Here is a 20,223-nt window from a genome sequence, read left to right as displayed (position 1 = left end):
AACCTATTTCAGGACTAGACACTTATTTAATTCGTTTGGCGATTTCAATCTCCAGATTACCGGGTTGGAGGGTTTCCAATTATCGAATGGCCGGCAGCGCATCGGCGCCGCCGTCATTCTTGACAGCCCTGGCTTAGAGCAACAGGTCCGCCGCGGTCAACGCAGTGACGCCCATCAGCTTGATCGAGAAATCAGCCGTGTGGTCGGTGTTGCTATTGCCGTAAAGCACCACATAGCTGCCTTGCTCGTCCGAGCCGGTTTCGTAACGAAGTTCTTTGGCCGCACCGGTGAAATCGTCCGCTTCGCCCACAAACTTGTAGCCCTTGAGTGCCGAGAAGTCGAGCTTGTCGCCGCCCCCCGGCTTAACGGCATCTGTGGTGAACTCGTAGATTTCATCTTGCGTGGTACCCAAACCCATTTCGTTGAGGGCATTGAACTTGAAGATGTCGACGCCGGTGTTGCCCATCAAATGGTCGGTGCCGGTCCCGCCGTTCAGAATATTGATGCCACCCACGCCGGCATAGAGATTGTCGTCTCCCGCACCTCCGTTGAGGGTGTTGTTGCCGGCATTGCCAAAGATTAGGTTGTTGGCAGCGTTACCGTTCAGAGTGAGGTTCAGCGTCCCGGTTTCCCGCGCATCGAGCCATTCCAGATTGGCGCCCAGGGTGACGGAAGCGGTGCCTTGGAAGGCTGCGATCTCTTCACTGTCCATACGCAGTATCACGCGGTCCAGATCGCCTTCACCGGCTTTCTCGATGATGGTGTCTTCCAGTACCACAGTAGCCTTGGCACCGACACCGCTGGTGACCAGGTCAACGACGTAGGTGTCGTTGCCTTTGCCGCCGATCAAGGTGTCCGCACCCGCGCCGCCATCGATCAGGTTGGCCTCGTCGTTGCCGGTGATGATGTTTTTCAGCCCGTTGCCGGTGCCTTCGATAGCCGACCCGGTCAGGATCAGGTTCTCGACGTTGGCTGCCAGGATGTAGTTGACCGACGCGCTGACGGTATCGACGCCTTCGTTGAGCAGTTCGACGACGCTGTCGTCTTCATTGTCGACGACGTAGGTGTCGTTGCCCTTGCCACCGATCAGAGTGTCCACACCAGCACCGCCGTTCAGGACGTTGTTGGCGGCGTTACCGGTCAGGGTGTTATCCAGCTCGTTGCCGACGAGGTTGATCGCCGCCAGGGAGTCGATGATGGCGTTTTCGATGTTGTCGCCCAAGGTGTAGCTGTTGCCGGTGTAAGAGGCAACACGCACGGTGTCGTTGCCACCATCGGCAGCTTCGACCACCACGTCCTTGTTGCTGTAAATCACGTAGGTGTCATCGCCGCTGCCACCGATCAACAGGTCGCCGCCGTTTTTGCCGTCGAGCAGGTCATTGCCGGCACCGCCGGTGATTTCGTTGCGCGCCGCGTTGCCGGTCAGTTTGTTGCCCAAGTCGTTGCCGATCAGATTGAACAGCCCGGTACCGGTGACGGTGATGTTTTCGAAGTTCTGCAGGTTGCCGCTGCTCAGATTGATGCTCTGGACTTCAGTCCTGGGCACATTGTAAGCGATTTGCAGGGTGTCGTTACCTTCATCCGCTGCTTCCGATACAAACGCCAGCTCTTCCGCCCTGTCGAGGACGTAGGTGTCGTTGCCTTTTCCGCCGATCAGGGTATCGATGCCGGCACCACCACTGAGGACGTTGTTGCCGTCGTTGCCGGTGATGGTGTTGTTGGTGGTGTTACCGGTCAGGTTGATTGCCAGCGAGCCGGTCGCGGAAGCATCGAGGTCTTCGAGGTTGAGACCCAGGGTCACGGCAGCGGTACCGCTGAAGTTGATCAGCGAATCGCCGCGCAATTTCAGGATGTCGTGATCACCTTCACCGGCCTTCTCGGTGATGGTGTCTTCCAGTACGGCGATGGCTTTGGAACCGACACCGCTGCTGACCAGGTCAACGACGTAGGTATCGTTGCCTTTGCCACCGATCAGGGTGTCCGCACCCGCGCCGCCATCGATCAGGTTGGCCTCGTCGTTGCCGGTGATGATGTTTTTCAGCCCGTTGCCGGTGCCTTTGATAGCCGATCCGGTCAGGATCAGGTTCTCGACGTTGGCTGCCAGGATGTAGTTGACCGACGCGCTGACGGTATCGACGCCTTCGTTGAGCAGTTCGACGACGCTGTCGTCTTCATTGTCGACGACGTAGGTGTCGTTGCCCTTGCCACCGATCAGAGTGTCCACACCAGCACCGCCGTTCAGGACGTTGTTGGCGGCGTTACCGGTCAGGGTGTTATCCAGCTCGTTGCCGACGAGGTTGATCGCCGCCAGGGAGTCGATGATGGCGTTTTCGATGTTGTCGCCCAAGGTGTAGCTGTTGCCGGTGTAAGAGGCAACACGCACGGTGTCGTTGCCACCATCGGCAGCTTCGACCACCACGTCCTTGTTGCTGTAAATCACGTAGGTGTCATCGCCGCTGCCACCGATCAACAGGTCGCCGCCGTTTTTGCCGTCGAGCAGGTCATTGCCGGCACCGCCGGTGATTTCGTTGCGCGCCGCGTTGCCGGTCAGTTTGTTGCCCAAGTCGTTGCCGATCAGATTGAACAGCCCGGTACCGGTGACGGTGATGTTTTCGAAGTTCTGCAGGTTGCCGCTGCTCAGATTGATGCTCTGGACTTCAGTCCTGGGCACATTGTAAGCGATTTGCAGGGTGTCGTTACCTTCATCCGCTGCTTCCGATACAAACGCCAGCTCTTCCGCCCTGTCGAGGACGTAGGTGTCGTTGCCTTTTCCGCCGATCAGGGTATCGATGCCGGCACCACCACTGAGGACGTTGTTGCCGTCGTTGCCGGTGATGGTGTTGTTGGTGGTGTTACCGGTCAGGTTGATTGCCAGCGAGCCGGTCGCGGAAGCATCGAGGTCTTCGAGGTTGAGACCCAGGGTCACGGCAGCGGTACCGCTGAAGTTGATCAGCGAATCGCCGCGCAATTTCAGGATGTCGTGATCACCTTCACCGGCCTTCTCGGTGATGGTGTCTTGCAGTACGGCGATGGCTTTGGCACCGACACCGCTGGTGACCAGGTCAACGACGTAGGTGTCGTTGCCAGTGCCACCAATCAGCGAATCCACACCCGCGCCACCGTCGAGGGTGTCATTGCCGGCGCCGCCACTGAGGATGTTTTTGCCGCTGTTGCCAGTGATGACGTTGTACAGCCCGTTACCGTTGCCATTGATCGCGGCGGTGCCGGTCAGGGTCAGGTTTTCCAGGTTGTCGCCCAGGGTCCAGGTAATCGAGGACTGCACCGAATCGACACCTTCGCTGGCTCCCTCAATGATCAAGTCCTTGAGGTTATCGACCACGTAGGTGTCGTCACCCGCACCACCCTTCAAGGCATCTGCCCCGGCACCACCATTCAGGATGTCGTTGCCGTTTCCACCGTCGAGGCTGTCGTTACCGGCACCGCCGGTCAGCGTGTCATTGCCATCTTCACCTTTGAGGATGGCCGACCCCGAACCGCTCCAGATCAAGGTGTTGTCATTGGCATCGCCAGTGAGCGTTGTGGAGTTGCCGTTCGCATCAAAGCGCTGGCTATGGATATCGCCGATCTGGTTATCCGACGACAACACTTCCCACGTGATCACGAAGCCGCCGTCCTGGGTGGCATTGACCACCGGGAACATGTCGTTCTCATTGCTGGTGAGCAGCAACTGATTGCCGACTTTGACGCCGTTTTTGTCGTAGACCTGCGCGTACAGGTTGGCGTCTGCCGAGTGCGCGGCTTCATCGGAAGTGGCCCAACTGATGACATAGCCGCCACCTTTCAGTGCCGTGATCGCCGGCTCGCCCTGAATTTCCGAAGTGGGCGTATTGACCAGCGTTTCGCCGCCCAGTTTTACCCCTTTGTCGTTGTACCGCTGCATGTAGACGTTACCGGTGACCGGCTCGCCGTTTTTCATCGTGACGCTGACCCAGGTCAACACCAGACTGCCGTCTTCGAGCGTGGCAACTTCCACCCCATACTGATCGCCGGCCTTGCTGGTATTGACGGGTGCTGCACTGCCATCGCCGACTTTTTGACCGTTGGCGTTGAAGCGCTGCATGTAGATATCGACGTCACCCGCGGCTTTGGTTTCGCGCTCCCAGACGATGACGAAGCCGCCATCTTTCAGATTGGTGATGCTCGGCTCTCCGGCGAAGATCGAGGCGTCCTTGACTTTGGTATCGACCTTGACCATTCCGCCGATCGGCGTATGGTCGTCGCGGTTGAACATCTGCATGAACAGTTCGGAAGCGTAGAACAGCGAATTGCTTGAGCCGCTGGAGCCATTCATCTCCTCTGCCCAAGTCACCACATAGTTGCCATTGGCCAGAACGGTAACCGCGATGTCCTCGAAGTGAACATTGGGTTCGTCGCTGTCTTCCGGCGACAGGCTGATCAGGGAACCGGTGGCGACACCTTCAGCGTTGAACGCCTGGACCTCGAGCTTGTTGCCGTCAGTGGTCCAGCCGACCACGAAACCGCCAACGTTGTCTGCGGCAATCACCGGATTACGGCCGTTGATGCCTTCCAGCAGATGGTCGCTGAGCACTGCATGGTTCTGATCGAACTTCTGCAGATGAAGCTGCCCGGCTTCCTCCCAGACCACCACATAGTTGCCATCGCTCAGCAGCGTGGAAGCGGGTTCCATGGAGACCACACTGCCGGCTTCGTTGTCAAACTTGCCATCGTTGATGCCAACGGTCGTGCCGTCGCCCAAGACTACTTGTTCAATGCCGACCAGCGTTGTGTCCTGCGTGCCATGCACCACTACATTGCCCTGGCTGTCCTGAGTAAAACTGTAACCGGACTGGCCAGACAAACCGGCGGTATCTTCACCCCCGCCACCGTTGAGGGTGACGTCGTCGGTACCCGTCCAGTTCAAGGTATTGTCGTTTTCATCGCCGCTGATCACCGTGGTGCTGGAGCCCACCAGCAGGTTACCGGCAGTGACTTTTTGTATGTGGACTTCAGTGCCGCTTCCGGCTTTGGCGCTTTCCCAACTGACCACGACGGTACCCGAAGTACGCACGGTGACCACCGGGGCATCCCGCAGTTGTTCGTCAGCATCGGCGGTGGCCACCCGCACCGGCGAGAGATCGGTCTTGGTGCCGTCGGCAGCGAAGCGCTGGATGAAAACACCGCCGCTACCCTGGGCGAATTCGTTCCAGGCCAGGACATAACCACCGTCCGGCAGCGAAGTGATTGCCGCGCCGTTGATCGAGAGGTTGCTGCCGACTTCAACCGGGTCTCCCACAGGGGAGAAATTCTTGTCGTAGAGCTGGGTGATGATCACCTGATCCATACCGCCCGAGCCTTGATCGACACGGCTGAGTACATAACCGTCGGTGACGGGAGTGATATCGAAGTAAGAGTCGTATCCGTCGCTGCTGACCAAGCTGTCCAGGGTCTTCGCCGAATCCGCGACGACCTTGCCGTTGGCGTCAATCCGGCTGATCTGGAACTTGGAGTCGAATGTCTGGTTATCCACGGAAAAATGCTGGGTGGTATAGGTCAGCCAGTACCCGCCATCGCCCGTTGGCAGCACCGTGATATCGTCGGCTTCGCCCAGGGCTTCGTTGCCCTTGGTCAGGGTTTGCACGGCGCCCGGCTTACCATTGGTGTAAACGACGGCCTTGATATCGGAAAGGTCGAGCAGATCGTTACCCGATACATGTTCATGGGTCTCACCCCAGGTCACGATGTACTTGTTGTTGGCCAGTACCGTGACTTGTGCATCCTCCAGCTCGAAGGCGGCGCTCGCAACTTTTACGGCATTGCCACTGGCGACGCCATTGGTGCCGAACGACTGTGTGTAAACGGTCGAGACGTGAGTGGCTTCGTTTTCCGAAGTCCAGGACAGAATGAACTGACCATTGGCCAGCGCAGTGACGGAAGGATCATCCGCGTCCGGCGTTGGAATGTTGGTGCGTTGCAACATCTCGCCATCGGCCGTGTAACGCTTGACCACGATGCCTTCAAAGTTGTCGTTACTCAACGCCCAGGTAATGACATAACCACCGTCGCTGAGCGCCGTCACATTCGGGCTTTCGGCACCGTTGCCCGCCGTTTTCGTTTCGATTTCACGAGTAGCCGTCAGCGTGCTGCCATCGGTAAATTCCAGAACCCGCTCACCGCTGTCGCCGCCGACACTATGGATAACACTTCCTTCGTTGTCCGTTACTACGATGTTTTCACCGTCGTCACTGAAACTATAATCCGTTTGATTTCCTGGGACCTGGGTCGGAGTGCTCATAATCCTTTCCTTGCATAGCGAAATGCGGCGTTTTAGCCGTGGCGTTGTATGGGGGTGTGATGACCACTGCCAGGTTCGCGGGAGCGCGAATTGACAGTTTATGGCGACTGCTAAAATTACAGCGTTATAGCAAGGCGGCAAGCTAATGGCAATTAGCCATTTCCTATTGCTATATGCTTTTCACTGAGCATGTATTTTTTTTCTCGGCAAGCAGATATGCTCGCCGCGCCGGAGCGCTGGTCTGCCCGCAGCGGAAAATGTTTTTCCTTGTCGGGATTATTGTTCTCCCAAAAAACGACTCGATAAAACACAGCGCTGTATAGCACCAAAAAAGGTTGTTTTCAGTGTTTCTTCAATGTTTGGCCCTGCACTGAAATGCCGTTTTAACTCACGATTGTTTATGCGCCTTCCATTAAAAAAGCAAAAAATGGCGACCATCAAGAGTGGTCATACAACTGGCAGTGCAGATCGTGATGTTTTGATCTTCGAGGCGGAAGATTGCATCACCGATTCAAGCGTGAACGCACAATATTGGTTTCGATCTTTACAGCGGCTAGGTCGCATACCCTGAAAGCTGACCCTGAAAGCTGTAAAAGGTACACATTTTTCCCGCCACGAAGGTCCGTCTGCACCTTCGCGGATAACGAATTTTTACGGCTCGCTTACGCGGGCCTCAGGTAATGGACTATGTCAGCCCCTCCCAGGACCGAACTGGAAAATGCCCTAGCCGTTTGCAAAGGCAGCTTTCTTTCAGTCGGTTTCTTCAGCTTCTTCGTCAATTTGCTGATGCTGGTTCCCTCTTTCTACATGCTTCAGGTCTATGACCGCGCGGTGGGCAGCGGCAGCCTGTCGACTCTGCTGATGCTGACCCTGATCATGCTGCTGCTGATGATCACGCTCGGCGGCCTGGAATGGGTGCGTTCACGGATCATGGTGCGCATTAGCACACGCCTTGAAACCCTGCTCGGCCAGCGCCTGTTTGATGCCAGCTTCAAGCAGGCACTCAACACCGGGGGCATGAACGCCTCGGCACAACCGCTGAGCGATCTGAGCAGCCTGCGTCAGTTCCTTACCGGCAACGGCCTGTTCGCCTTCTTCGATACACCATGGATTCCCATTTACCTGGCGGTGATGTTCATTTTCCATCCCTGGTACGGCTGGATGGGCGTGATCAGCGCCCTGCTGCTTGTAGGGCTGGCGTACATCAACGACAAGCTCACCAACAGTCCGCTGCATGCCGCCAACCGTGAACACATGGGCGCCACCGCGTTCACCAACAAAAGCCTGCGCAACGCCGAAGTCGTCCAATCCATGGGCATGCTTGGGCATTTGCGCCAGCGCTGGAGCGCTCGAGTCCACAAGGTGCTGTCCTTGCAAAGTCAGGCCAGTGATCGAGCGGGCGCGATCTCGGCGATTTCCAAGACTTTCCGCCAGATCGTCCAGTCACTGGTGCTGGGCCTCGGCGCCTATCTGGCTATCCAGCACGAGATTTCCTCAGGCTTGATGATCGCCGGCTCGATCCTGCTGGGCCGGGCACTCGCGCCCATCGACCAGTTGATCGGCGCCTGGAAGGGTTTTATTGGCGCGCGCTCGCAATACGGACGCCTGCATGAACTCCTGGAAAAAATCGCCGCCGAACCTCAGCGCATGTCACTTCCGGCGCCACAAGGGAGGGTGAGCGTGGAGAACCTGTCGGTGGCGCCGCCCGAAAGCCGCAAAGCGATCATCCGTGGCCTGACCTTTGATGTGGCAGTGGGCGAATCGGTGGGCATCATCGGCCCTAGTGGCTCTGGCAAGTCCACCCTGGCCAGAGCCCTGCTGGGTATCTGGCCGCCCCTGGCCGGCAGCGTACGGCTGGACGGAGCGGACATCACACAATGGCGGCGGGACGAGTTGGGTCCGCACATCGGTTACCTGCCCCAGGACATAGAACTGTTCGAAGGCACCATCAGCGAGAACATTTCGCGTTTTTCCGAACTGGATGCCGAAGCCGTCGTGGCGGCAGCACGTATGGCCGGCGTGCATGAACTGGTACTGCAATTGCCCGATGGTTACGACACCGTGATCGGTGCCAATGGTGGCGGCCTGTCCGGTGGTCAACGCCAGCGAATCGGGCTGGCCCGCGCCGTGTACCGCGAGCCACGGCTGGTGGTGCTTGACGAGCCCAACTCCAACCTCGATGACGTCGGCGAAAAAATGCTTGCCCAGTCCCTGCACAAGCTCAAGCAAAGTGGTGCCACGGTGTTCGTGATTACGCACCGCCCCAGTGTCCTGGCCCATGTCGACAAGCTGCTGGTGCTGAACAATGGCGAACTGGCCATGTACGGACCGCTGAAACAGGTCTGGGCCAAGCTGCAAAATACGCAACAGGCCGCCGCAAGCGCGGAACCCACCTCCGTGCAACGATAAAGTGTAGAACGCCACACCATGCAAACCCCCAAGCCCTTATCTACTGATGCATCCGAACTGCCTGTCGATGACCGGCCGACCCGCCGCGTCGGCTACCTTATTCTGCTACTGACGTTTGGCCTGTTCGGTGGATGGGCGACCCTGGCGCCCCTCGGTAGCGCCGCGTTGGCGCCCGGGGTGGTCACGGTCAAGAGTTACCGCAAGACCGTGCAACACCTGGAGGGCGGTATCGTTCGCGAATTGCGTGTGCATGACGGTGACCAGGTGAAAACCGGCGATATCCTTCTGGTGCTGGACAACACCCAGGCCCGCTCCGAGATGGAAATGATGAGAAGCCAATTGGTCGCCGCGCTCGAATTGGAAGCGCGCCTGGTAGCCGAGCGTGATGGGTTGCCCGAGCCGAAAGCGGTCCCGGGTCTCAACGCTGACGATCCGCGGGTGCGTGAAGCACACGACAGTGAGTTGCGGATTTTCCAGACCCGCCGCAACTCGCTGCTGGGTGAAATAAGTCTGCAGGAACAGGCCATCGGGCAGATCGAGCAGCAGATCCGCGGCTTCAAGGCGATCGTCGCCAGCAAACAGACACTGGCGCACTCCTACGAGGAAGAAATCGTCGACCTGCGCGCGCTGCTGGCCGATGGCTACGTCGACAAGCAGCGCCTGCGTGAACAGGAACGCAGCCTCTCGCGCTTGCAAGCTGAAGTGGCCGAGCAGCAGTCGGAAAGTGCCCGGGCTTCCGTGCAGATAGGCGAGGCCAAGCTGAAGATCCTGCAACTGAAAAAAACCTTCGCTTCCGAGGTGGCCGGGCAACTGGGCGAGGCACGAACCAAAGTCTATGACCTTCGCGAACGACTCTCCTCCGTGCAGGACCGCGACCAGCGCACCGAGATTCTCGCCCCGGAATCGGGGATGGTCATGGGCATGACCGTGCACACCCTCGGCGGTGTGATCAGCCCCGGAACACCATTGCTGGATATTGTCCCGGCCAGCGAAGAATTGATCGTCGAAGCCCAGGTGTCGCCGATCGACATCGACCGAATTTCAGTGGGACGTCCGGTGGACATCCGCTTCAGCGCCTTTAAAAGCAGCACCACACCCGTGATCAGCGGTCGGCTGATCCAGATTTCGGCTGACCGCTTGACCAACAAGGACACCGGCACGGCTTATTACCTCGCTCGTGTGGCCGTCACCGATGAAGGCCGCAAGGCCTTGGGCAATCTGGCTTTGGTACCGGGCATGCCGGCCGAGGTGCTGATCAACACCGGTGCACGCACGCTCTTGGAGTACATGATGCAACCGGCAACCAATGCGTTCGCCCGTTCGTTGATCGAGGACTGATATGAGGCGTTGCATTGCATTATGGCTGTCCTTGCCGCTGGGGCTCCTTTGCGCTGGCTCGATGGCCGCCGAGGCCCAGTCAAACTATGTCGATCTCTGGCAGCTGCAACAGGAAGCACGAGGCGCCGACCCGCGCATTCTCAAGGCGCAGGCGCTGGTCCGCAGCGGCGAAGGCCGCCAGCGCGAAGCCCTGGGCCGAATGCTGCCTCAACTCAATGCCAACGGCAGCTTCAACCGCAGCCGCCGTGATGATGACCTGAGCCGGACCGAGTACAACGGCAAACGCGCATCGCTGGCGCTCAATCAAATGATCTACGACCCGCAAAGCTGGCGCAGCTATCAGAAATTTTCCGAACTGGCGCAACAGAGCCAGTTCGAATCGACGGACGCCCAAGTGCTGAGCAGTATCGACCTGTCGGATCGTTACTTCACCGTACTCGCGGCGGAGGATGAACTGTCCCTGGTGCGTAGCGAGCTGGAAGCGACCCGGCACAACCTGAAGCGGGTGAATAGTCTATTTAAACGACAGATGGTGACGGTCACTGATCCACTGGAGATCCAGGCCCGGGTGGACACCCTGGAAGCTGATGAAATCGAAGCCGCCAACAGGGTGGCAATCAGCCGCGAAGCCATATCGGAGCTGGTCGGTCGCGACGTTCAGGAACCCCTCAAGCGCATCAGCGACAACCCGGCCTTCAGCTTGCCGGCGCAAGCTGAAGCGTACTGGGTCCAGACCGCACTTGAGAGCAATCCGGCCCTGAAAGCCCGCGAACACAGCGTCAACGCCGCTGAAGCGGCCATCCGCGAGGCCAAGGCCGGGCATCTACCGCGCTTGGGTTTGAATCTGACCGCGCAACGCAGTGACATCGGCTATGAAGGCACACTGACGCCCCGCTCCGATAACTTCGTAGCCTCCCTCGATCTGCAGGTTCCGCTGTACAGCGGTGGCTCCACCAGCGCCAGGGTGGTGGCCTCCGAAGGCGACAAGGAAGCCGCCCAGCAAGACCTGGAAGCCCTGCGTCGACAGGTGGTCAAGGAAACGCGAAGCGCTTACATCGGCATCACGGCCGGCCTCAGCCGAATCAAGGCAACCCGCCGTGCACTGGAATCTGCCGAAAAATCACGCATCGCCACCGAGGCCGCCTTTCAATACGGTGTCAAGACAGCTACCGATGTACTGGACAGCATCAAGAACGACTTCAGCGCCCGACGCGATCTCTACCAATCACAATACAAATTTGTTGCCAGCCTGCTGGTGCTGCACCGCTGGAGTGGCCGACTGAGTGACAATGATATTCGCCAGGCGAACGATTGGCTGGTCGCGCCACTGTAATGTGCGCATCACTGCATAATGTCTGAAACCCTGCGACATCAGGCTTTTTGGTTCAAAAAAGCGAAGTGAACAATTGTTTGATACTGCTTGAATGGAGAATAATCCACGTTGGGGGCCATAATACCAAGCAGTTTGAGCTGTTCAGAATTCGATAGATTTTAAAAAGCTGTAATCACACAAGGGTTATCCATACTTGGTTATTCAATCGAACAATTGAAACAATCTGAATTCAGAAAATCATTGACCCTAGCCTCACTACAAAAACAGCACAACTGCAAAAAACCGTACATCCCCTAACAACTTAAAAATAACAAATAAAAACTTACAACAGCCCGACTGGCCAAACACCATTCCCAGCCATCCTCATATAAAACCTAGTTGATTCGTAGCCCCTTTCCTCTTCGCTTGTAGGATTATTCCTATATTGCTGCTTGAGGTCGGTCAGTTCATGCGTCCCCTCAACTATCTGAGCTAAGGTGCGCGCTTTATTTGAGCTCGTATGGGATTTGATTATGAACTCCGTTTTTATTGTCGACGATCACCCCGTCATCCGCCTCGCCGTCAGAATGCTGCTGGAGCACGAAGGCTACAAAGTCGTCGGCGAAACCGACAATGGGGTCGATGCCATGCAGATGGTTCGCGAATGCATGCCCGACCTGGTCATTCTCGATATCAGCATTCCGAAACTGGACGGCCTCGAAGTTCTCGCCCGCTTCAACGCAATGAGTACGCCGCTGAAAACACTGGTATTGACTGCACAGTGCCCGACACTTTTCGGTATTCGCTGCATGCAATCCGGTGCTTCAGGTTATGTATGCAAGCAGGAAGACCTGAGTGAACTGGTGAGCGCGATCAAAGCAGTACTGTCCGGTTACAACTACTTCCCGAGTCAGGCCTTGAACCCTGTTCGCGGCGATGAAGTGCGTTGCGCCGAACTGGAACTCTTCAAGTCAGTCAACGACCGAGAACTGATGGTATTGCAACTTTTTGCCCAGGGCCGCACCAACAAGGAAATTGCCAAAGGGATGTTTCTCAGCAACAAAACTGTGAGCACCTACAAAAAACGACTCATGCAAAAACTCAAAGCCAAATCCCTGGTTGAACTCATCGAGATGGCAAAACGTAACGCATTAGTGTGAGACACAGGATGCCCAGTCGCATAAAGGATTATCTGCTACTCATGGCCGCTGTATGCCTGACCACCTCAGTGCCTGCCGCACAGCCTGCCAGCGAGCACTACAACCTGCTCAGTCGCTCAACGGCCGGACATCTGGACGTCCAACTGGATCAATCACAACAACAATGGATATCGAGTAAACAGCAACTGATTCTCGGCACGTCAGCGCCGGACTACCCCCCTTTCGACCTGACCGTCAGCGGCCAGGACTATGAAGGTTTCACCGCCGATTACGCGGGCCTCCTCGGCAAGGCCATCGGTTTGCCGATCAAGGTTCAACGCTTCGCGTCCCGAGGGGCTGCGATCAAGGCACTGGAGAAAGGCGAGGTCGATCTGCTCGGCACCGCCAATGGCTTCGAGGCTCACAATACCGACATTGTTCTTTCGACCCCTTACGCCGTGGACCAACCGGTTCTGGTGACACGGGAAGGAGACACCCGATCCCTGACCGACGGCCTCGCCGGCCTGCGGCTGAGCATGGTGTATCACTATTTGCCACTGGAGGAAGTCAGGGCCCTGTATCCCAAAGCCATCATCACGTCCTATCCGTCCTACCAGAATGCAATCAATGCCGTGGCTTTCGACCAGGCCGACGTCTTCCTCGGCGACACCATCTCGACCCATTACATGATCAACAAGGGTTACCTGAACAATATCCGCATGGCCAACTTCGGCAAACACGAAGCCCATGGTTTCAGTTTTGCCGTGCACAAAAACAACCCGGAACTGCTCGCAATCATCAACGCGATGCTCATGGCTATCCCGGCCAGCGAGCGGGAAAACATCGCCGAACGCTGGAGTGCCGGCAGCGACATTCTGCTCACCGACCAGAAACTGCAGCTCACCCACCTCGAAGAACGCTGGCTGGCGCAACATCCTGTGGTGCGCGTGGTGGTCAATGAAGCCTATGCACCGCTGACGTTTTTCGACAGCGATGGCAACTTTCGCGGCGTTACCGCAGACCTGCTCGAACTGATCAGATTGCGTACCGGCCTGCGCTTCGACATCCGTCGCAGCCGAAGCGACGACGAGATGATCAAACAGATCAAAGACCAGCAGGCCGACGTAATCGCCGCCCTGCTCCCCAGCGCCGAACGTGAAACGATGCTGAACTTCACCCGTCCCTATCTGCAAAATTCCTTCGTACTGCTGACGCGCAAAGCCGCCGACAGCCCGACCAACCTTGAGCAACTGCAAGGCAAGCGCCTGACCATCGCCCAAGGCAACCCACTGGTCGATTACCTGCGCCGCGAGTTCCCGCGGATCAAACTGATTGAGACGCCAGACACCTTCAGCGCGGTAGAATTGCTCGCCGAAGGCAAAGCGGAAGGTGCGGTGAACGCACTGGTAATCGCCAACTACTTCATGTCATCGCGGCTCTTCGAGCAAACACTTCAGATCAGTACCACCATCGGCACCCGACAGGCCGCGTTCTCTCTGGTAACCGGGCAAGACGCCAAAGAACTCAACGCCATCCTCAACAAGGCGCTGCTGAGCATCGCCCCGGAAGAGCTTGGCATCATCAACAGCCGCTGGCGGGGCTATTCGGCGTCGTCGCACAGTACCTGGCGCAACTACCAACGGTTGTTCTATCAGATCGTTATCGGTGCCGGCGTACTGCTGCTGATTTCCGCTGCCTGGAACGCTTACATGCGTCGCCAGATCAAACAACGTCAGGCGGCTGAACGTGCGTTGAACGATCAATTGCATGAACGGCGGCAACTGTTCGACGAGCTGCGCTGTGCGAAAGATCGCGCCGATGAAGCGAACCGGGCCAAAAGCACGTTCCTGGCGACCATGAGCCATGAGATCCGCACCCCGATGAATGCAGTCATCGGCATGCTCGAACTGACGCTGAAGCGGATTGATCGCAACCATCCGGACCGCCCGGCCATTGACGTGGCGTACAACTCGGCGAAGGACCTGCTGATACTGATCGGAGATATTCTCGACATCGCCCGCATCGAGTCCGGGCGCCTGAGCCTGAGCCCGGAACGCGTCAATCCGCTTGAAATCGTGGGCTCGGTGGTACGGATCTTCGATGGGCTGGCCCGTCAGAAAAACCTTAATCTACGGCTGGCGTTCAACCCGGCCAACCCATCAGTCGGTGTCCTGCTGGACCCGATGCGCTTCAAGCAGGTGCTGTCGAATCTGGTCAGCAACGCCATTAAATTCACTGAGCATGGCGAAGTCAGAATCACCGTTGAGTTGCTCCCGAGCACCGAGCCCGAGCACATCCGGATGCGGTTGCAGGTGGAGGACAGCGGTATCGGCATCAGCGAACAGGATCAGCAGCGGCTGTTCGAACCTTTCGCCCAGGCCAATGACAACGGGCAGTCCGGCAGAGGCGGCGCCGGGCTGGGTCTGGTGATCAGCCGGAGTCTGTGCGAAATGATGGGCGGCAGTCTGCATTTGAGCAGCCGACCGGGGGTAGGCACACAGGTTCAGGTTTCGCTGCACCTGGCCACCCTGCCCGTAGAACAGGTGCCGACAGTCGCCGAAGTGCCCATCCACACAACGACGCCCTTGAACGTTCTGGTAGTCGACGACCACCCGGCCAATCGCTTGCTGATGTGTCAGCAACTGGAGTTTCTGGGGCATCGATTCAGCGTTGCAGAAGACGGAGAAACAGGGCTGGAGGTGTGGAAAACCGGATTGTTCGATCTGGTGATTGTCGATTGCAACATGCCGATCATGAACGGATACGAGCTGACCCGCGCCATTCGCCGCCATGAACAACACTCGGCACCACCGCGCTGCACTGTGCTCGGCTTCACCGCCAACGCACAGCCCGAAGAATTATTGCGCTGCAAACAAGCCGGGATGGACGATTGCCTGTTCAAGCCTCTGACGCTGACCGCGTTGAGCGAATGGGTCGCAGGTATCAAACCGCCCGTTCGCGATCCAGCCTTCAGCCTGCAAGGGTTGCACCTGTTGACCGGTGGCAATCCGCTGATGGACAGGCGATTGTTGACCGAGCTGCTGAGCAGTAACCGCCAGGACCTGCAAGCGCTGCGGGCGTTGTCCCGCTCGAACGACCCGCAGGCATTTCTCGATGTAGCCCACAAAGTCAAAGGCGCCGCGCGCATTGTCCAGGCCACCCGCTTGATCGCCAGCTGCGAGGCGCTTGAGCAGGTCTGCCATGGCGCCTTCCATCACGACGACGTGGCTGAACGCAGCAAAGCCATGGAGCGCGCCATGCTCGAACTGGAGCAGGCATTGCAGCAACAAATTGGACAAAACGACAAAAGCAGAGTCACGGAGCCTTAACTATGCTTGATCGCTGAGCAGTGTGTTAAACATCATGGAGAGACCCCGCAATGCCCAGCCCACTGCGCCCGGATCAACGGCGGTTCCCCCTGCACGTCCATATCAGCGTGATGTTCACCCTCCTGTTGCTGCTGACTGGCGTGGTGCTGGGCATTTTCAACTATCGACAAACCACGCAGGTCATTCTTTCCAGCAGTGAGAAGCTCTTCGAGCGCATCGAGCAGGATGTCCGCCTGGACCTGCGCGCCACCTATGAGCCCATTCGCCATCTGTTGAGCCTGTTGGTGTACAACCCGGCGGTGCATGCGCCCGACCTGGAGCAGCGCCTGGCATTGCTCAAGCCATTCAGCCAGTCGCTCAAGGACAATCCTGACCTGGCCTCGCTGTATCTGGGCTACGACAACGGTGACTTCTTCATGGTTCGCCCCCTGCGAACCGCCGCCCTGAAAACGCTGCTTGAAGCCCCGGAGACCGCAGCTTATCAAGTCTGGAGCATCGAAAAAAATGACGGCCCGGCGCATTCCCAATCATTGTTTTTCGATCAGGACCTGAACCTCATCAGCCGTCAGGACCACCCCGACGACACCTACGATCCGCGTACTCGCGCCTGGTTCTCCAGCGCTCGCGGCGACAATGATCAGATCACCACCGAGCCCTACCTCTTTTTCTCCACCCACAATGTCGGTACCACCCTTGCCCGGCGCAGCGGCGAGCACGCCGTCATGGGCGCCGACCTGACCCTGGCGGAACTGTCCGCGACGCTGGCCAAGCACGTTGTAACCCCCAGTACCGAAATAGTGCTGTTCGATGCCCAGGGCAATGCCATCGCTTATCCCGATAGCAGCAAACTGATCGTCGATGATCAGACCGCACGCCTGAGCAAGGCCGCCGACCTGAGTCCCGGCCTCGGCGCATTGTTGAACAATCCGCCAACAGGCAAACGGCTGACAACCGCCGGTCGGCAGTGGATCGTTGCCCGTAGCAGCCTGCAGGAAGGTGGTCCGCAGGGACTGCAATTGGCGCTGCTGGTGCCGGAAGACGAATTGCTCGCCGATGCCTACCGCATCCGTTGGCAAGGCGCGCTGATTACGCTGGCCACGTTGCTACTGTGCCTGCCATTAGGCTGGCTGACCTCCAGGATTCTGGTCAAACCTCTGCGTGCGCTGGTGCAGGAAGCCGATGCGATTCGTAGTTTCGATTTCAATTTTCCGGCTTCCCGTCGCTCTCCGGTACTCGAAGTCGATCAATTGAGCGTGTCGATGGCGCGCATGAAAGACACCCTGGCGAGTTTTTTCCAGATCTCGGACAGCCTGAGCGCCGAAACCCGATTTGCGCCCTTGCTGGAAAGGGTGTTGTTCGAAACCGTAAAGATCGGCCAGGCCCAGGCGGGTCTGATCTATCTGCGGGAAAATGACGGCGATCGCATGGAGCCTCATGGCCTGGTCATCAACGATATTTCACAGGCATTACCTTCGTTCGACATTCGCGGCCACGAACTCCAGGATCCACAGAGCCCTGCCTGGCTACAGCAGCTGTCGCATGCCGACAATGTGGTCACCACGTTTGGTTTCGAGCAGGCGGGGGATTTGCAGAACGTGTTGCTGGCGATGGAGTGCCCACGGGTGCATCTGATCGGTATCCGCCTGCACAATCGCCATAACGAAACCGTGGGCCTGCTGATCCTGCTGTTGACGGACAGTGGCGATCAAAGTGATCTGGAGAAGCTTCGTCCGGACCGCATCGCGTTCCTTCAAGCCGTGTCCGGCGCCGCCGCCGTGAGTATTGAAAGTCAGCGCCTGCAAGCCAAACAGAAGCAACTGCTGGACGCCTTCATTCAATTGCTGGCCGGCGCAATAGACGCGAAAAGCCCCTACACCGGCGGTCACTGCCAGCGAGTCCCGGCGCTGACGTTGATGCTCGCCCAGGCTGCCGCTGCCAGTCAGGCCCCAGCCTTCAGCGCTTATCAACCGACCGAGGACGAGTGGGAGGCCCTGCACATTGCCGCCTGGCTACACGACTGCGGCAAGGTCACCACGCCGGAATACGTGGTCGACAAAGCCACCAAGCTGGAAACCCTGAACGACCGCATCCACGAGATCCGCACCCGCTTTGAAGTGCTCAAGCGCGATGCCTGGATCAATTACTGGCAAGCCATTGCCCTGGGCGGAGACGAGCAGCCTCTGGCGCAATTGCGCAATGCCACCCTGGCGGCGCTGGACGATGATTTCGCGTTTGTTGCCCGCTGCAACCTGGGCGGAGAGGCGATGGCCGAGTCCGACCTGCAACGCTTGCGCAACCTGGCCCAGCGCACCTGGACCCGAACCCTCGATGACCGCCTGGGCGTTTCCTGGGAAGAGAACCGGCGTCAGGCGCGAACATCGGCGCCGCCCTTGCCCGTGAGCGAGCCGCTGCTGGCGGACAAACCGGAGCATCTGTTCGAACGCGCCGAAGGCGAGCTGATTCCCGAAGACAATCCCTGGGGGTTCAAGCTCGATGTACCCCGCTACAAGTACAACCGGGGCGAGCTCTACAACCTGAGCATTGCCCGAGGCACGCTGACGCCCGAGGAGCGTTACATCATCAACCACCACATGGTGCAAACGATCAAGATGCTCAGCCACCTGCCATTCCCCGGCCACCTCAACAATGTTGCGGAAATCGCCGGCGGCCACCATGAAAAAATGGACGGCACCGGTTATCCCAAACAGTTGAAGCGCGAGGAAATGAGTCTGCCGGCGCGGATGATGGCGATTGCCGATATTTTCGAAGCGCTGACCGCCGCCGATCGTCCCTACAAGAAAGCCAAGTCGTTGAGCGAAGCGCTGGGCATCATGGCCACCCTGTGCCGTGACGCCCACATCGACCCGGAACTGTTCGGGCTGTTCATCAACGCCGAAATCTACCAGCAATACGCCGAGCGATTTCTCGATCCACAACAGATCGATGCCGTAGACCCGCCGGGCCTGCTGGCCAAGGCAGGCTTGCGGGCGTGATCAGCAGTCGGTCAGACGCAGGAAGATGGCCGCCAGTTTTTCAATCCCGGCTTGATCATATTCAGTGAAGCGCGCCAGTTTCGGGCTGTCGAGGTCCAGCACGCCGATCAGGCGGCCGTCCTTGACCAGCGGCACGACCAGCTCGCTGTTCGACGCGCTGTCGCAGGCGATGTGCCCGGCAAAGGCGTGCACGTCTTCGACCAGTTGAGTCTGCAACGTCGCCGCCGCAGTCCCGCACACGCCGCGTCCAAACGGAATGCGCACGCAGGCGATCTGCCCCTGGAACGGCCCCAGCACCAGCTCTTCGTTGCGATTGAGGTAGAAACCGGCCCAGTTCAAGTCATCGAGCTGGTTGTACAGGAACGCCGAAAACTGCGCGGCGTTGGCGATGAAATCCCGTTCGTCCGCCAGCAAGGACTCCAGCTGCGCGTGCAGCATGCCGTAGCCTTCGAGGCCTTGGCCGCTTTGTTGTAAATCGATCATGCCTTGTGCTCCAACAGCTTCAGCCCGACCCAGTAGCGGGCAAATTGATAGGCGCAACGTCCGTTGCGATTGCCCCGGCCCGTGGCCCAGCGCACCGCGAGGATGTCCAGCTCCTCGTCACGCTGCCACTTCAGGCCGGCCTTGTCGGCCAGTTGACCGATCCAGTGCTCGACCACATTGAGGAAGTGTTCCTGGGTAAACGGATAGAACGACAACCACAGGCCGAAACGGTCCGACAGCGCGATCTTGTCTTCCACGGCCTCGCTGGGATGCAGTTCGCCGTCGACTCTTTTCCAGTTTTCGTTATCGCTTTCCTTTTCCGGCACCAGGTGGCGACGGTTGGAAGTGGCGTACAGCAAGACGTTGTCCGGCGCCTGTTCGAGGGAGCCGTCGAGCACGCTCTTGAGCACGCGATAGTCGCCCTCGCCCGCTTCGAACGACAGGTCATCGCAGAACAGCACAAAACGCTGGGGCAGCTTGGCGATTTGCTCGACCACCCGCGGCAAATCGGCCAGGTGATCGCGTTCGATCTCGATCAGTCGCAGACCAGCCCTGGCGTGTTCGGACAGCAACGCGCGTACCAGCGACGATTTACCGGTGCCACGCGAGCCCCAGAGCAACGCGTGGTTGGCCGGCATGCCGTCGAGAAATTGTTGAGTGTTCCGCCCCAGTTGCTCAACCTGGCGGTCCACACCGATCAGGTCGGACAACCGCGTGTCGAGGCTGACCTGCAGGGGCAGCAGAAAACCGCTGCGACCTTCACGCTGCCAGCGCGCGGCCAGGCAATGCGTCCAGTCGATGGCTTGCCGAGGTGCGGGCAAGAGCGGTTCGATACGGGCCAGAACGGCATCGGCGCGTTCAAGAAAAGCATTCAATCGGGAATCCACGTCTTCTCCTCGGGCACGTTCACAGTAATGATGGCGTTACAGCAACGAAATTCAGCATC

9 protein-coding genes are annotated in these 20,223 nt (G+C 58.3%); 6 read left to right on the top strand and 3 right to left on the bottom strand.

Translation table 11 applies throughout. The features are described 5' to 3' along the window. Positions 1–133: 133 nt before the first annotated feature. The gene (locus F8N43_RS29775; RefSeq protein ID WP_150654639.1) at positions 134–6,274 is read right to left on the bottom strand and encodes a calcium-binding protein; all 6,141 of its coding nucleotides are present in this window, start codon (positions 6,272–6,274) and stop codon (positions 134–136) included. A gap of 687 nt (positions 6,275–6,961) precedes the next feature. On the opposite strand from F8N43_RS29775, the gene F8N43_RS27715 reads away from it, so the two are divergent. From F8N43_RS27715 to F8N43_RS27690, 6 genes are all read left to right on the top strand, one after another. Continuing rightward, the gene (locus tag F8N43_RS27715; protein ID WP_150654638.1) at positions 6,962–8,683 is read left to right on the top strand and encodes a type I secretion system permease/ATPase; all 1,722 of its coding nucleotides are present in this window, start codon (positions 6,962–6,964) and stop codon (positions 8,681–8,683) included. An 18-nt stretch (positions 8,684–8,701) separates the two neighbouring features. After that, positions 8,702–10,021, top strand: coding sequence for an HlyD family type I secretion periplasmic adaptor subunit (locus tag F8N43_RS27710; protein ID WP_150654637.1), 1,320 nt, complete (start codon positions 8,702–8,704; stop codon positions 10,019–10,021). Between the two features lies 1 nt (position 10,022). Beyond that, entirely contained in the window at positions 10,023–11,354 is a 1,332-nt protein-coding gene (locus F8N43_RS27705) for a TolC family outer membrane protein (protein ID WP_150635962.1), read from the top strand. Between the two features lie 512 nt (positions 11,355–11,866). Next, a complete protein-coding gene (locus tag F8N43_RS27700) occupies positions 11,867–12,493 on the top strand; it encodes a response regulator transcription factor (protein ID WP_150632247.1) in 627 nt (208 codons plus the stop codon). Positions 12,494–12,501: 8 nt separating this feature from the next. Next, a complete protein-coding gene (locus F8N43_RS27695; protein WP_150654636.1) occupies positions 12,502–15,801 on the top strand; it encodes a transporter substrate-binding domain-containing protein in 3,300 nt (1,099 codons plus the stop codon). 50 nt (positions 15,802–15,851) lie between these two features. Further along, complete coding sequence (locus F8N43_RS27690) at positions 15,852–18,794, top strand: HD domain-containing phosphohydrolase (protein ID WP_150654635.1); 2,943 nt, start codon at positions 15,852–15,854, stop codon at positions 18,792–18,794. Here the strand turns inward: F8N43_RS27690 and F8N43_RS27685 are convergent, their stop codons facing one another. Further along, the gene (locus F8N43_RS27685) at positions 18,795–19,277 is read right to left on the bottom strand and encodes a GAF domain-containing protein (protein WP_150632226.1); all 483 of its coding nucleotides are present in this window, start codon (positions 19,275–19,277) and stop codon (positions 18,795–18,797) included. Then, positions 19,274–20,164 carry an ATP-binding protein gene (locus tag F8N43_RS27680; protein WP_150632227.1) on the bottom strand — a complete coding sequence of 297 codons (891 nt, stop codon included), beginning with the start codon at positions 20,162–20,164 and terminating at the stop codon, positions 19,274–19,276. The genes F8N43_RS27685 and F8N43_RS27680 overlap by 4 nt, the downstream gene beginning before the upstream one ends. Between the last annotated feature and the right edge of the window lie 59 nt (positions 20,165–20,223).

Origin of the sequence: Pseudomonas fluorescens (assembly GCF_902498065.1) — a bacterium.
Lineage (GTDB): Bacteria > Pseudomonadota > Gammaproteobacteria > Pseudomonadales > Pseudomonadaceae > Aquipseudomonas > Aquipseudomonas fluorescens_BJ.
The sequence above is the reverse complement of the archived record's forward strand: the minus strand, read 5'-3'. Positions and strand labels throughout refer to the sequence as shown.

Coding starts and splice junctions, on each gene's coding strand:
- F8N43_RS27715 (WP_150654638.1), top strand. CDS start 6,962: ATGTCAGCCCCTCCCAGGACCGAACTGGAAAATGCCCTAGCCGTTTGC.
- F8N43_RS27710 (WP_150654637.1), top strand. CDS start 8,702: ATGCAAACCCCCAAGCCCTTATCTACTGATGCATCCGAACTGCCTGTC.
- F8N43_RS27705 (WP_150635962.1), top strand. CDS start 10,023: ATGAGGCGTTGCATTGCATTATGGCTGTCCTTGCCGCTGGGGCTCCTT.
- F8N43_RS27700 (WP_150632247.1), top strand. CDS start 11,867: ATGAACTCCGTTTTTATTGTCGACGATCACCCCGTCATCCGCCTCGCC.
- F8N43_RS27685 (WP_150632226.1), bottom strand. CDS start 19,277: ATGATCGATTTACAACAAAGCGGCCAAGGCCTCGAAGGCTACGGCATG.
- F8N43_RS27690 (WP_150654635.1), top strand. CDS start 15,852: ATGCCCAGCCCACTGCGCCCGGATCAACGGCGGTTCCCCCTGCACGTC.
- F8N43_RS29775 (WP_150654639.1), bottom strand. CDS start 6,274: ATGAGCACTCCGACCCAGGTCCCAGGAAATCAAACGGATTATAGTTTC.
- F8N43_RS27695 (WP_150654636.1), top strand. CDS start 12,502: ATGCCCAGTCGCATAAAGGATTATCTGCTACTCATGGCCGCTGTATGC.